Origin of the sequence: Mycobacterium syngnathidarum (assembly GCF_001942625.1) — a bacterium.
Lineage (GTDB): Bacteria > Actinomycetota > Actinomycetes > Mycobacteriales > Mycobacteriaceae > Mycobacterium > Mycobacterium syngnathidarum.
The window spans coordinates 16,675-29,769 of sequence record NZ_MLCL01000027.1 but is presented as its reverse complement, the minus strand read 5'-3'; the positions used below and the strand labels follow the sequence as shown (position 1 = coordinate 29,769).

11 protein-coding genes are annotated in these 13,095 nt (G+C 65.2%); 9 read left to right on the top strand and 2 right to left on the bottom strand.

The window, feature by feature from the left end; genetic code table 11:
- Positions 1 to 47: 47 nt before the first annotated feature.
- Positions 48 to 929 (bottom strand): SDR family NAD(P)-dependent oxidoreductase, encoded by an 882-nt coding sequence (locus tag BKG60_RS07685; protein WP_047040641.1) that lies wholly within the window; start codon positions 927 to 929, stop codon positions 48 to 50.
- Between the two features lie 236 nt (positions 930 to 1,165).
- On the opposite strand from BKG60_RS07685, the gene BKG60_RS07680 reads away from it, so the two are divergent.
- From BKG60_RS07680 to BKG60_RS07655, 6 genes are all read left to right on the top strand, one after another.
- A complete protein-coding gene (locus BKG60_RS07680) occupies positions 1,166 to 2,764 on the top strand; it encodes a long-chain-fatty-acid--CoA ligase (protein ID WP_047040644.1) in 1,599 nt (532 codons plus the stop codon).
- Between the two features lie 257 nt (positions 2,765 to 3,021).
- The gene (locus BKG60_RS07675) at positions 3,022 to 4,176 is read left to right on the top strand and encodes an acyl-CoA dehydrogenase family protein (RefSeq protein WP_047040646.1); all 1,155 of its coding nucleotides are present in this window, start codon (positions 3,022 to 3,024) and stop codon (positions 4,174 to 4,176) included.
- A 111-nt stretch (positions 4,177 to 4,287) separates the two neighbouring features.
- A complete protein-coding gene (locus tag BKG60_RS07670) occupies positions 4,288 to 5,472 on the top strand; it encodes a thiolase family protein (protein ID WP_047040673.1) in 1,185 nt (394 codons plus the stop codon).
- Positions 5,469 to 5,873 (top strand): Zn-ribbon domain-containing OB-fold protein, encoded by a 405-nt coding sequence (locus BKG60_RS07665; protein WP_047040647.1) that lies wholly within the window; start codon positions 5,469 to 5,471, stop codon positions 5,871 to 5,873. The genes BKG60_RS07670 and BKG60_RS07665 overlap by 4 nt, the downstream gene beginning before the upstream one ends.
- A complete protein-coding gene (locus tag BKG60_RS07660; protein ID WP_052773273.1) occupies positions 5,873 to 6,886 on the top strand; it encodes an FAS1-like dehydratase domain-containing protein in 1,014 nt (337 codons plus the stop codon). The genes BKG60_RS07665 and BKG60_RS07660 overlap by 1 nt, the downstream gene beginning before the upstream one ends.
- Positions 6,883 to 7,704: an enoyl-CoA hydratase/isomerase family protein gene (locus tag BKG60_RS07655; RefSeq protein WP_047040650.1), complete on the top strand. Its 822-nt coding sequence runs from the start codon at positions 6,883 to 6,885 to the stop codon at positions 7,702 to 7,704. Before BKG60_RS07660 ends, BKG60_RS07655 begins: the two co-directional genes overlap by 4 nt.
- A gap of 356 nt (positions 7,705 to 8,060) precedes the next feature.
- Here the strand turns inward: BKG60_RS07655 and BKG60_RS07650 are convergent, their stop codons facing one another.
- Positions 8,061 to 9,248 carry a lipid-transfer protein gene (locus BKG60_RS07650; protein WP_047040653.1) on the bottom strand — a complete coding sequence of 396 codons (1,188 nt, stop codon included), beginning with the start codon at positions 9,246 to 9,248 and terminating at the stop codon, positions 8,061 to 8,063.
- An 808-nt stretch (positions 9,249 to 10,056) separates the two neighbouring features.
- Here BKG60_RS07650 and BKG60_RS07645 point away from each other — a divergent pair.
- From BKG60_RS07645 to BKG60_RS07635, 3 genes are read left to right on the top strand one after another with little or no spacing between them, the layout of a single operon-like run.
- Complete coding sequence (locus BKG60_RS07645) at positions 10,057 to 10,824, top strand: MlaE family ABC transporter permease (RefSeq protein WP_176470772.1); 768 nt, start codon at positions 10,057 to 10,059, stop codon at positions 10,822 to 10,824.
- A 9-nt stretch (positions 10,825 to 10,833) separates the two neighbouring features.
- Complete coding sequence (locus BKG60_RS07640; RefSeq protein WP_082131860.1) at positions 10,834 to 11,688, top strand: ABC transporter permease; 855 nt, start codon at positions 10,834 to 10,836, stop codon at positions 11,686 to 11,688.
- Positions 11,689 to 11,694: 6 nt separating this feature from the next.
- Complete coding sequence (locus BKG60_RS07635) at positions 11,695 to 13,092, top strand: MCE family protein (protein WP_047040657.1); 1,398 nt, start codon at positions 11,695 to 11,697, stop codon at positions 13,090 to 13,092.
- Positions 13,093 to 13,095: the final 3 nt, after the last annotated feature.

Sequence of the window (13,095 nt, the reverse complement as noted above, 5' to 3'; positions counted from 1 at the left end):
CTGTCAGCTGACAATCGGTGTCGGCGTATCAATTGCCGTTGGCCGACTCATCCCGAGCCCGCATGGCGTGCGGTGGCGACCGCCGCCTGACCCTCCTGTGCGCCAGACAGGTCGGCGATCTCCGCCCATCTGGCTGCGAGGTGATCATCGGACGGTGGGGACGGGAAGTCCACGCCGCGCGATTCGACGATCCGTACGCGGCTGAAATGGCGACCGTGAACCCGCACGATCTCGGCCGTCAGATCGCATTCCTCGGCGCATAACCAACCGACGGCGGCCGATACCCAGGCTGGGTCGAGGTCGCTGGCATCGTCGAGCAGGCCGACGGTCATCCGGGTCAGCGCGACCGGGGCGACGGCATTGACCCGAATGCCATGGCGGGCACCCTCCAGTGCGAGTGTATGCATCAGTCCGACCACACCAAGCTTTGCGGCCGCGTAGTTGGCTTGTCCGAAGTTGCCGAACAGGCCGGCGCCGGAAGAGGTTACGACGACCCTGCCGTAGCGTTGCTCGCGCAAATGGGGCCAAGCCGCGCGGGTCACAAACGCGGTTCCATCCAGGTGCACCTGGCGGACGGCCTCCCACTGCTGCACAGTCATCTTGTGAAACGTCGCGTCTCGCAGGATGCCCGCGTTGTTGACTACGATGTCTAGCCGGCCGAAGGCCTCGAGCGCGGATTTGACCGCCTCCTTCGCGCCGGTCTCGGAAGCGATGTCGTGGTCATCGGGCACGGCGACACCGCCGGCGGCCCGGATCTCCGCCACGACGTCCTGCGCCGCCGCAGCGTTCGCGCCACCCCCCTCTTTTCTCACCCCAAGGTCATTCGCGACGACCAGCGCGCCCCCCGCCGCCAGGCGTAGAGCATGGCTGCGACCGAGGCCGCGGCCCGCCCCAGTGACGATCGCCACCCGTCCGTCTACTCCTGGCATGAGCCCCGCCCTTCGCCCTTGATCCGTGTCTTGAGGTGCGTTCCGCTTCGCGGCCCACTCGACCCCCAGCCACTACCCAGCGATTGCTACGTCGCGGGCCGGATTCGCAAGACTCAACGAAATAACTATGGATAATCATTACACTATGTACACGGATTGCACGCAAGCTGCCGGACGCCAGTTCATCGGGACTGCACCGCCCGTTAGCTGCTTTCCATGGCGGAAGGAGAGCGCCGATGACCGCGGTGGATCTGCAGAAGAATCTTGTGACACGCGTCAACGTCGGGGACATGCTCACCCGCACCGCGTGGCGGCGCCCCGAGCACGAAGCCGTGGTCGACGGCGAGCGCCGGCTCACCTATCGTGCGTTGAACGCCGCGGTGAATCGGCTGGCCAACGCGCTGGCGACCGCGGGCTACCAGCGGGGTGACGCGCTCGCTCTGGCCTGCGGCAACAGCATCGAGTTCCTTCTCACCTATTACGCGTGCGCCAAGACCGGAGTGGTGTGTGTCCCGATCAACCTCGCTTGGGGCGCGTCTGAGACGGCCTACGTGCTTGAGCATTCCCACACCAAAGGGGTGGTTGTGGAGAGCCAACTGGCCGAACTCGTCGGGGCGGCGTTAGACCGCCTCGAACAACGCAAGGTGACCGATGTGATCGTCGCACCTGGCACCGGCACACAATGGGAATCCGCCGGTTCGCATTGGTGGCGGGCGATGAGCGAGTTCGTCGGCGACGCCTCCGACGCCGAACCGGAATGCTTCGTCGATGACCGCGACGCGATCAGCTACCTCTACACCAGCGGAACGACGTCGGCGCCAAAGGGGGTGGTGAGCAGTCATCTCGCGGTCTACATCGAGTCACTCACGGCCCCCCTGGTGTTGCGGTTCAGCGAGCAGGACCGGTCAGCGGTGATGATGCCGCTGTTTCATACCGCCCAGCTCAACGGGTTCACCACGGGGCTGATGTACGTCGGCGGCACCGCGGTGTTGATGCGTGCGTTCGACCCTGGCGCGCTGATGGCGACCATCGAGGCGGAACGGGTTACCCAGATCTTCGGGCTGCCGATGATGTACCGGGCGATGATGGACCACCCCGACATCGCCAAGCGTGACTTGTCGAGCCTGCGTCTGGCGTTGTATGCGATGGCGCCGATGCCCGACACCGACCTACGCATCGCCATGGAGGTATTCGGCTGTCAGTTCGCGCTCGGTTTTGGCCAGACCGAGATGAACCCGCTGACGACCGTCTTTCCGCCTGAGTATCAGCTCTCGCATGCGGGCTCCGTCGGCCTGCCGGTTCCCAATGTTCAGGTGGGGATCATGGACGACGCCGGCAATCTGCTCCCTCCTGGTGAGGCTGGCGAGATCGTCTATCGCGGCCCGCACGCAATGGAGGGTTACCTGCGCAACCCAGAGGCCACCGCCGAGGCGTTCGCGCACGGTTGGTTTCATTCCGGCGACATCGGACGCTTCGATGCCGACGGACTGCTGTGGTTCGCCGACCGCAAGAAGGACGTGATCAAGACCGGCGGTGAGAACGTGGCCTCCATCGAGGTCGAAAAGGCGCTCTACGACGGGGAGCCCCGAATCCAGGAGGTGGTCGTGGTCGGATTGCCGCACCAGCGATGGACCGAGGCGATCGTGGCGATCGTCACCCCCAAACCGGGTGCCGAGCTCACCGAGGATGACGTGCTGGCTGCGGCGCGCCGCCGGTTGTCGGGGTTCAAGGTCCCGAAGGCGGTGATCTTCACCGACAAGATGCCCCGCACCGCGACGGGCAAAGTGCAAAAGAATGTGCTACGCGACCAGCACCAAGGATATTTCCAGACCTAACCGTCAATCGCTTGCCTTGGGACGCGTCGGAGACAACGCTGGCGGCGGACGCTCCCATATGGTGGCTTGCGCCCGGATGTTAATGGCCGATAACGTGTGATCGTGGGCTGAATGCTCCGCGCCGCATCGCCGGGCCGATCGGTCGGTCGGTCGGTCGGCAGACTGTGCAGTCGACGCCGACGGGTTGCGGCTGCAACGTCGTTCACCGGGTCGTTGGACCGCCGGTAATGCTCAGTTGACAGGAAAGGTGTGTTGGGATGGAGCTTTGCGAAAGTGACGAGCGACGGGATTTGCGGGCGGCGGTGGCGGCGATTGCGCGTTCGTATGGCCATGAGTACTACCTGAGCAAGTCGTTGGCGGGGGAGAAGTCCACAGAGCTGTGGCGGGAGATCGGCAAGCAGGGGTTTTTGGGAGTGAACATTGCCGAGGAGTACGGCGGTGGGGGTGGGGGTATCTACGAGCTGCACGCGGTGGGTGAGGAGTTGGCCGCGGCGGGTTGTCCGCTGTTGATGACGGTGGTATCACCGGCGATCTGCGGCACGATAATTCAGGCGTTTGGCAGCGAGGAACAAAAGCAGCGGTGGCTGCCCGGGATCGCCAGTGGTGACATGATCATGGCGTTTGCGATCACCGAACCGGATGCGGGTTCTAATTCGCACAACATCGCCACGACCGCGACGCGTGACGGCGACGAGTGGGTGCTGCGCGGCACCAAGTACTACATTTCCGGGGTCGATGAGGCCCAGGCGGTCCTGGTGGTGACCCGGACCGGCACCGACGAGCGGGGTCGGGGGCAGCTGTCGCTGGTGGTGGTGCCCACCGACGCTGCCGGGCTCCAGAAGACACTCATCCCGGTGCAGGCAGTCACCCCCGAGAAGCAATTCACGCTGTTTTTCGACGACGTGCGGGTGCCCGCCGAAAACCTGGTCGGGGAGCAGGACGAGGGGCTGCGACAGGTGTTTATGGGGCTGAACCCGGAGCGGATCATGGGCGCGGCGTTGAGCACCGGGATCGGCCGCTACGCGCTGGACAAGGCGTGCGCTTACGCCAGGGAACGCCAGGTCTGGAATACCCCGATCGGCGCGCATCAGGGCGTGGCGCATCCGCTGGCGCATGCCAAGATTCAGGTCGAACTGGCGCGGCTGATGACCCAGCGGGCGGCCGAGTTGCATGACGCCGGGAATTCTGGTGCGGGAGAGGCCGCCAACATGGCGAAGTACGCCGCGGCGGAGGCGGGGATCCTGGCGTTGGATCAGGCGATCCAGACACACGGGGGCAATGGGATGGCCACCGAATACGGGTTGGCAACGCTGTGGGGGCCGGCGCGGCTGATGCGCACCGCGCCGATCAGCCGGGAGATGATCCTCAATTTCGTCGCCCAGCACAGCCTGGGCCTACCCAAGTCCTACTGACGTCGGGGGCGATTCCTGGTGAGCGCATCGGCGACGGCCGCTTTGATGACGTTCGACGGGTTCTTGTACGGGCTGGCGACGTATTGGTATCTGAACGATTGCGAGGTTGTCATGAGTTCGCGTGCCCTTGCCGGCCGTCCCGCCATCGCGGCGGTCGAGGAACTGCGCCCAGGGCGATATCCCGACGAGGACGGGGCGGGCATGCCGGAATTGGTGCTGCGCCGGTTCTTGGAAGGCGCTCAGGTTGGGCCCGACGACGTCGATGGTCTGCTGGTGTGCCCGGCGGGCATGGCCGCGGGGCATGGCGCTGATATCTTCGTCCATGAGCGGCTCAACGACGCCCTGGGGATTCGTCCACGGTTCTGCGAGACGATCAACGCGGGCGGCGCGACCTACACGATCATGCTCTCGCGTGCAGCGCTGGCGATCGGCGCGGGCCTTGCGGACTCGGTGCTGTGCGTCGGGGCGGGCAAGTTTCCCAAGGTGGGCGCGGGCGGCGCAGACGCCATGGCACGCATGATCAGCCACCCCGACTTCGAGTATCCCTATGGCAGCTTCATTCCGGCGCTTTACGCGCTGGCGGCCACCCGGCACATGGCCGAACGTGGTACATCGCGGGACGCCCTGGCGGCGGTTGCGGTTTGCAGCCGCGACTGGGCGCTGCGACACCCCGACGCCCTGATGCGTGACGCCGGCCCGCTCACCATCGAGATGGTGCTGGATTCACGCCCGATCGCGTGGCCGTTCAACCTGCTGGACTGCTCGGTGCCCTGCGAGGGAGGCGCGGCGTTCCTGGTCACGAGCGGTGAGCGGGCTCGCGAACTCACCGAACAGCCCGCATATCTGCTCGGCTTTGGGGAGTTCCACGACCACGGCAACATCAGCCACGCAAGCGACTTCGCCACGATGGGCGCCGGCGTTTCGGCGCGCGCCGCATTCGACATGGCGGGCGTGTCTCCGTCCGATGTGGACCTCGCCGAACTCTACGACGCGTTCACCATCAACCCGATCTTGCTGGTGGAGGAGACCGGCCTGGTCGAGCCGGGCAAAGGAGGCCACTTCTTCCTGGACGGTCGCGGCGCCCCGGGCGGCGATCTGCCGATCAACACCTACGGTGGGTTGCTGTCGTTCGGGCACACCGGCGACGCTTCGGGCATGTCGATGCTCGTCGAGGGGGCACGTCAAGTGATGGGCCAAGCCGAAGGCCGCCAAGTGGACGCCGAGATCGCGCTGGTTCACACCTACGGCGGCGTGATGGCCGACCACTCGACGGTCCTGCTGGGAAGGACACCATGACAACCCCACCGGTTCCCGCGCTGACCGCGAGCACGGCGGTCTACTGGCAGGAAGCGGCCGCGGGCCGGTTCGTGCTGCCACGATGCCGCGCCTGCGGCCGGTTTCACCACCATCCTCGCCGATGGTGTCCGTATTGCTGGGGAACCGATCTGACGTGGGAACAACCCTCGGGGCGAGGGACGGTGCTCACCTACACCGTGGTCTACCAGCCCCCGTCGCCGGCCTTCGCGGTGCCCTACGTGCTGGCCGTCATCGAATTGTCGGAAGGCCCGCGAATGATGGCCAACGTGGTCGACTGTTCGCCGGAGGACGTTGAGGTCGGCACACCGGTCGAGGTCACGTTCGAACCGCGGGGCGAACTCGCGATTCCGCAGTTCCGCCCGATCGGGTCCGCACGCTGATGGGCGTTAATTACGCCGACGCGCTCAGCTACGTGGTCACCGGGCCGGCCGAAGAAGCGGCCGTCTGGGTGGGCCGCGAAGTAACCAGTCGGTCGCCGTTCGCGGTCAACGAAGCCCAAATCGCCTACTTCTGTGCCCTGATAGAGGATGCTGACGAGAATTACTGGGATACTGAGGCCGCGACGACGAGATACGGGGCTCGGATCTCGCCGCCGGGCATGCTCATGGTGTGGGCGTTCCCGCTGCCGTGGAACCCGCGGCGCAAGCCCGAACACGCGCCGGTGCTCGCGCTGGAGGTGCCGCTGCCGGGTACCACGCTGATCAACGTCTCGACAGACAGCCGGTTTTTCGCCCCGATGCGGGTCGGGGACCGGCTCATCTCCACCGAGCGGGTGGAATCGATCTCGGCAGAGAAACGAACCGCACTGGGTGTCGGGCACTTCGTGACCACGCGCAGTGAATGCCGCAACCAGAATGGCACCCTGGTGGCGACCAACGACAACGTGCTGTTCCGCTACGTTGTTGGGGCGGGCGGAACCCCTCAACGACGACCGGGCCCGGCCGAACAACCCCGCGCTGAGCCCGTCGAGGTGTTGCCTGAGGTGACGATGCCGGTCACCGTCACGCGGTGCGTACTAAACGCGGCCGCCACCCGCGACTTCTTCCGTGGTCACCACGACCAGGCCTACGCCAAAGAGCAGGGTGCCCGCGATGTCTACCTGAACACGATGTTCTTCCACGGGTTGGTGGACCGGATCGGCAAGGCGTGGGCCGGCCCGCAGGCATGGCTTGCTCGTCGGCAGTTGCAGATGATGGCCCCGGTGTGCGCTGGCGATACGCTGCGGACCGACGGGCGGGTGCTGGCAGTGAACCAACGCGACACCGCGCGGACAGCCACCGTCGCCGTCGACTGTCACACCGAACACGGACTTTCCGCGCGGTCCCTACTCACTTTCAACCTCGACGGTCTCCGTGCGCGGCGCCTACTGTCTGATCAAGGAGAGACTCGATGAGCAGCTATGACCAGTACCAGCACCTCACGTTCGACCGCCCCAGCGAGGGCGTTCTGCAAGTCACCATCAATCGGCCCGACCGGCTCAATGCCGCCAACAAGCGGTTGCACTGGGAGTTGGGCAAGGTGTGGCTCGACGTCGGCACTGACTCGCAAACTCGGGTCGCCGTTGTCACGGGCGCTGGCAAGGCTTTTTGCGCGGGGGGTGACCTCGACATGGTGCTCGATCAGGCAAACGACTTCTCGCAGATCGTCGAGACAATGGCCGAGGCACGCGACATCGTCTACAACATCGCGAATTGCGACAAACCAATCATCTCGGCGATCAATGGGGTGGCCGTCGGTGCGGGACTGGCGGTAGCTTTGATGGCTGACGTTTCGGTGATAGCCGAGGACGCGCAGCTGACTGACGGCCATCTACGACTCGGGGTTGGCGCCGGCGACCATGCCGCAATCGTCTGGCCCATTCTGTGTGGCCTTGCCAAGGCCAAGTATTATTTGCTGACCGCAGATTTCATTGACGGGAAAGAGGCCGAGCGAATCGGCTTGGTCAGCCTGTGCCGTCCGCCCGAGGAAGTCCTGCCCACCGCCCTTGAAGTGGCTCAAAAGCTGGCTGGTGGCCCGCAGCACGCCGTTAGGTGGACCAAACGGGCGTTGAACCACTGGGTGCGAAACGCGGGTCCGATTTTCGAGGCTTCACTGGCGCTTGAGATGCTGAATTTCTTCGACGTAGATGTGATTGAGGGCGCGTCCGCCATCAAAGATCGCCGCCCTCCGCGGTTTCCTTCCGCAGCTAACCACGAACGTGACGAGGGCTAGGGCCGAGCGCTGAAAAAAACGGTAGCGAAATGTCTGCTGCGCTCGGGCATGAACTGCGGTCCCTGAACGGTGCGCGAACAGCAATCGATGTGTGACTTCAATGCGGTCCCAGGTCAACGCATGCTGATATGGGGCATGTCGCCTGCGATGATCACTAACCGGCTGTTCGAGATTGATTGCCACCAGAAAAGGCGGCTGAACCCTCAGTCGGAGGGCGCGGGCGGCGCCGTGGTCGAAGTAGACGGGATCGGCCTGTCCGGTAACTTTGGCGCAGAAAGCGGAGCCTGCCGGCGTCGATCGTCATGGTCATCTCGGGCAACGCTTCTTTCGTAATACCGCCTCACTACCGGGGCATGTCAACGTGTTTTCTCGTAGAGCGTGACGACCGCGGCCCCGCCGAGACCGATGTTGTGTTGCAGCGCGAGGTTGACGTCCTCCACCTGCCGCTCTGCGGCCTGGCCTCGGAGCTGCCACACCAGCTCGGCACACTGGGCGAGGCCCGTTGCCCCCAGAGGATGCCCTTTGGAGAGCAGCCCGCCGGAGGGGTTGGTCACGACCTGGCCGCCGTAGGTGTTGTCGTCGTCGGTGATGAATCTTTCCGCGGTGCCCTCTGGGGTGAGCCCGAGCGCCTCATAGGTCAGCAGTTCATTGGTGGTGAAGCAGTCGTGCAATTCGACGACCCGGATGTCGATGGGGTCGACCCCGGCTTGTTCGTAGACCTGCCGTGCCGCCGACTGCGCCATGTCATAGCCCACCAGCTTGGCCATGTCGGCGTCGGCGAAGCTGGTGTCGGTGTCGGTGGTCAACGCCTGCGCGGCGATAGCGACCGTGGTGTCGAGGCCGCGGCGGCGGGCGAACTCCTCGCTGCACAGCACCGCGGCCGCCGCTCCGCAGGTGGGCGGGCAACACTGCAACCGGGTCAATGGGCCATAGATATGCGGGGAGGCCAGCACCTCTTCCACTGTCAGGGGATCACGGAACACCGCGTAGGGGTTATTGGCCGCGTGTCGGCGCGCCTTCACCGCGATCTTGGCGAAGGTCTCCGGACGGATTCCGAACCGGTCGGCGTACTGGGCGCCCGCGCCGCCGAACCACAGTGCCGGCATGGGTACCCCGTCGGGGCAGTCTTGCGCTCCGCTGGCGGCCTCGGCGAACCGCGCGAAGGGTGTCGGCCGATCATCCCAGTGCGACTTCAGCGCGCCACGTTGCATCTGCTCGAACCCGAACGCGAGGACGCAGTCTGCAGCACCACCGGCCACCGCCTGGCGAGCTAGCCACAACGCCGAGGAGCCCGTGGCGCAGTTGTTGTTCACGTTGACCACCGGCACGCCCGTCATCCCGACTCGATACAGCGCATTCTGTCCACACGTCGAATCGCCGTAGACATAACCGGCATAGGCCTGCTGCACGTCGGCGAGATCCACACCGGCATCGGCCAGCGCGGCTTTGACAGCGCCTTCTGCCATCACGTCGTAGGGATCACTGTTGCTCGGGGTGGCGAACGGCACCATTCCCACCCCGACCACAAAGCTCCGCCCTGTCATCCGCTCCTCCAGTCGCAAATCGACCCGATGATGTTACTAACCTTTCACTATCCGGTGGCGACTGTCCGGTCTCGCCGGCTCGCACGCGTACACCAACCGTACGGACCGGGAAGTGGCGTTGCGACAGGATCGCAGCCAGGCCGCCCTCCCCATTCTATCCTCATGATGATCCATATGTATAGCTCGGCCCCCATTCTCCCGCAGCTTACTCGCAGCAAACTCAACAGGATCCCTGGCCGCCAGTTTCCTGGGAAGACCGCGGCGCTCGCCGCTCAGGCGCGCCACCTAGAAGCGACCCATAGGCGATGCAGTGGTATCGGCGGCTTCATGGTTTTCGGCTCGCCCACCGAGCGGAATTGCGGATGTCGTCACGTCGTATGTGCTGCCCTCCTCCTAATCCGTCTCTGCACCACGGACACGCTGTTGCTTCTCCTGAGTCCGGTTGGCGCGGGCTGCGCAACTCGGCTCCGGTCTAGTTCGCCGGGACCGAACCGGTGGAAGGCGCCGGTGGCGGGCAGGTGCGCGCAAGCCGAAAGGCTGGCCAGCGGTATCTCATGCAACACAGCATGGGCGGGCAATCTCTGGCAACGATGCAAAGGGGGGTGACGGCAATCACAACGTCCTCTATAGTATCGCCAATGCTTACCAGAAATCGGTGTGCCGGGGACGTGCGAAAGAACGGAGGTGGTCTGATGACGGTGCTGGCTGTGACGCGCACACCTGAGCTACTGGTCATTCACGCAACGCTCAGCGGCCCAGCCGGCCGTCAGCGGCGGTCGGAGGGCGTGGTCAGCGGGAACCCGTCGTGATGGCGTCGCGCGTTCTATTGACCCCGATGCGCGGTGTCGGCGACTTCTTTGCGATGTCGCTAGACACGTTTGTGCAGATGTTCCGCCCGCCGTTCGCGTGGCGTGAGTACCTGAGTCAAACCTGGTTTGTGGCGCGGGTGTCGATGCTGCCGGCACTGATGTTGACGCTGCCGTACTCGGTGCTGTTGGTGTTCATCTTCAGCATTCTGCTGACCGAGTTCGGAGCGGCGGATTTCTCCGGCACCGGCGCCGCGATCGGGACAGTGAACCAGATCGGCCCGATCGTGACGGTTCTGGTGGTGTCCGGCGCGGGCGCCACCGCGATGTGTGCGGATCTGGGTGCGCGGACGATTCGCGAGGAGGTCGACGCGCTGCGGGTGATGGGCATCAACCCGATCCAAGCGCTGGTGGTTCCTCGGGTGCTCGCCGCCACCACGGTGTCGTTGGCCCTGGCCTCCACGGTGATCTTGGTGGGCCTGACTGGGGCGTTTTTCTTCGTCGTCAGCATCCAGCACGTCTCACCGGGTGCGTTCGTCGCGGGGCTAACGGTGCTCACCGGCGCCGCCGATGTTGTCGTCTCGTTGACCAAGGCGATGCTGTTCGGGCTGGCGGCCGGGCTTATCGCGTGCTACAAGGGCATTTCGGTGGGCGGCGGCCCGGCCGGTGTGGGCAATGCGGTGAACGAAACCGTGGTGTTCACCTTTATGGTGCTGTTCGCCATCAACGTCATCGTCACTGCCGTCGGCATCCAGTTCACGGTGCAGTAAGGGCGATCCATGAGCAGCAGTGTCGTCTCGAGTTTGCACCCGGGGCTTCGGCGCGCCCTCGAGTCGCTGATCGCCGGGTGGAACAGCATCGGCGCACAGACACGGTTCTACGTCACGACCCTGAGTTCCATCCCGGACGCCGTTGTCCACTGCAGGACCGAACTGCTGCGGCTCATCGCCCAGATGGGTTTGGGCTCTGGGGCATTGGCCGTGGTGGGGGGCACGGTCGCGATCGTTGGCTTCTTGACGATGACCACTGGCGCGTTGGTCGCGGTGCAGGGCTACAACCAGTTTGCGTCCGTCGGGGTGGAGGCGTTGACGGGGTTTGCCTCGGCCTTCTTCAACGTCCGGCTCATCGTGCCGGGCACCACCGCGGTGGCGCTTTCGGCCACCATTGGCGCCGGCGCCACCGCTCAGATCGGAGCGATGCGCATCAACGAGGAGATCGACGCGCTCGAGGTGCTCGGTGTTCGCACCGTCGCCTATCTGGCCTCCACCCGGGTATTGGCCGGTGTCATCGTGGTGATTCCGCTGTACTGCGTGGCGGTGATGATGGCGTTTCTCGCCGCGCGCACCGGCACCACGGCGATTTATGGGCAGGGCTCGGGCGTGTACGACCACTACTTCAACACATTCCTCAATCCCACCGACCTGATCTGGTCGTTCTTTCAAGCGGTCGCGATGACGGTGGTGATCCTTCTGGTGCACACCTACTACGGGTACACCGCAACCGGCGGTCCCGCCGGTGTCGGGGAGGCCGTGGGGCGTGCGGTGCGCACCTCCATGGTGGTCGCGGCGGTGGAAATCGTATTCGTCTCGCTGGCTATCTACGGCCAGTCCGGCAATTTCAACCTGGCGGGGTGACCGGGGATGAATCCCAGGCCGGGTGAGAACCGGTTCCACTCCGCGTGGTGGACGCTGATTCTGTTTGTGGCGATCGCCGCGTTTGTCTTCGTGACTTCGAGCACCTTTGCCGGCACCTTCAGGTCCTTTGTGCCGGTGACGCTGACGTCTGATCGCGCGGGTGTGGTGATGGAGACCGGCGCGAAAGTGAAGATGCGCGGTGTTCAGGTCGGCCGCGTCGCCCAGATCACCGCTGGCAAGAACTCCGTGAGCCTCACGTTGGAGATTGAGCCGGATCAAATCCGGTACATCCCCGCCAACGTCGAGGCGCAGATCAACGCCACCACGGCGTTCGGCGCCAAGTTCGTCGAGCTGATCCCGCCGGAGCACCCGAGTGTCCAGCGGCTTGCCGCCGGCGCGGTGCTGCGCTCGATCAACGTCGCCACGGAGATCAACACCGTGTTCGAGAACATCGTCGATTTGATCGGGGTTATCGACCCGGCCAAGTTGAACGCCGTGCTGACCGCGGTGGCAGAGGCCGTGCGCGGACAAGGCGAACGCATCGGTGAGGCCACCACCGACCTCAACCAGGTGTTGCTGGCGCTCAACGCCCGCAGCGACACCCTCCGCCAAGACTGGCGCTCGTTCAAGAGCTTCAACGACACCTACAGCAGTGCCGCAGAGGACATCGTGGCGGTTCTGAATGCGGCCAGCACCACCAGCACGACCATCGTGGATCACGCAGAAGCGCTGGACGCGTTGCTGCTCAACGTCACCGGCATGTCCACCGCCGGGATCAACCTGCTCGGTGCGAGCAAAGACAATCTCGTCCGGTCGGTGGAGGTTCTCCAGCCGACGACGGACCTGCTGCTGCAGTACAGTCCCAGTTACGCCTGTGCGCTGCAGGGCGCGACGTGGTACCTCAACAACGGCGGCTACACGGCGTGGGCGGGTGCCGACGGGCGGTCGGCCCAGTTCGATGCGGCGCTCATGTTCGGTAACGACCCGTTTCTCTATCCGGACAATCTGCCCATCGTCGCCGCCAAGGGCGGCCCCGGCGGAAAGCCGGGATGCGGCTCGATGCCCGACCCGACCAAGAACTGGCCGGTGCGACAGTTGATCACCAACGTCGGCTGGGGGACAGGCCTGGACTGGCGGCCCAACCCCGGCATCGGACACCCCTGCTGGGTCGACTTCTTCCCGGTCACCCGCGCCGTCCCGGAACCCCCGAGCATCCGGCCCTGCCTGCCCGGGCCGGCGCCCGGCCCGGTTCCCTACCCGGGGGCGCCGCCCTACGGGGCGCCGCTGTACGGACCGGGCGGAACACCCCTGTGGCCCGGGGTGCCACCCCCGCCGCCGCCACCACCGACACCAGGCACGGCCCCGACCGCGGCCATACCGGCTCCCGTGCCGCCGCCCGGGTGACCC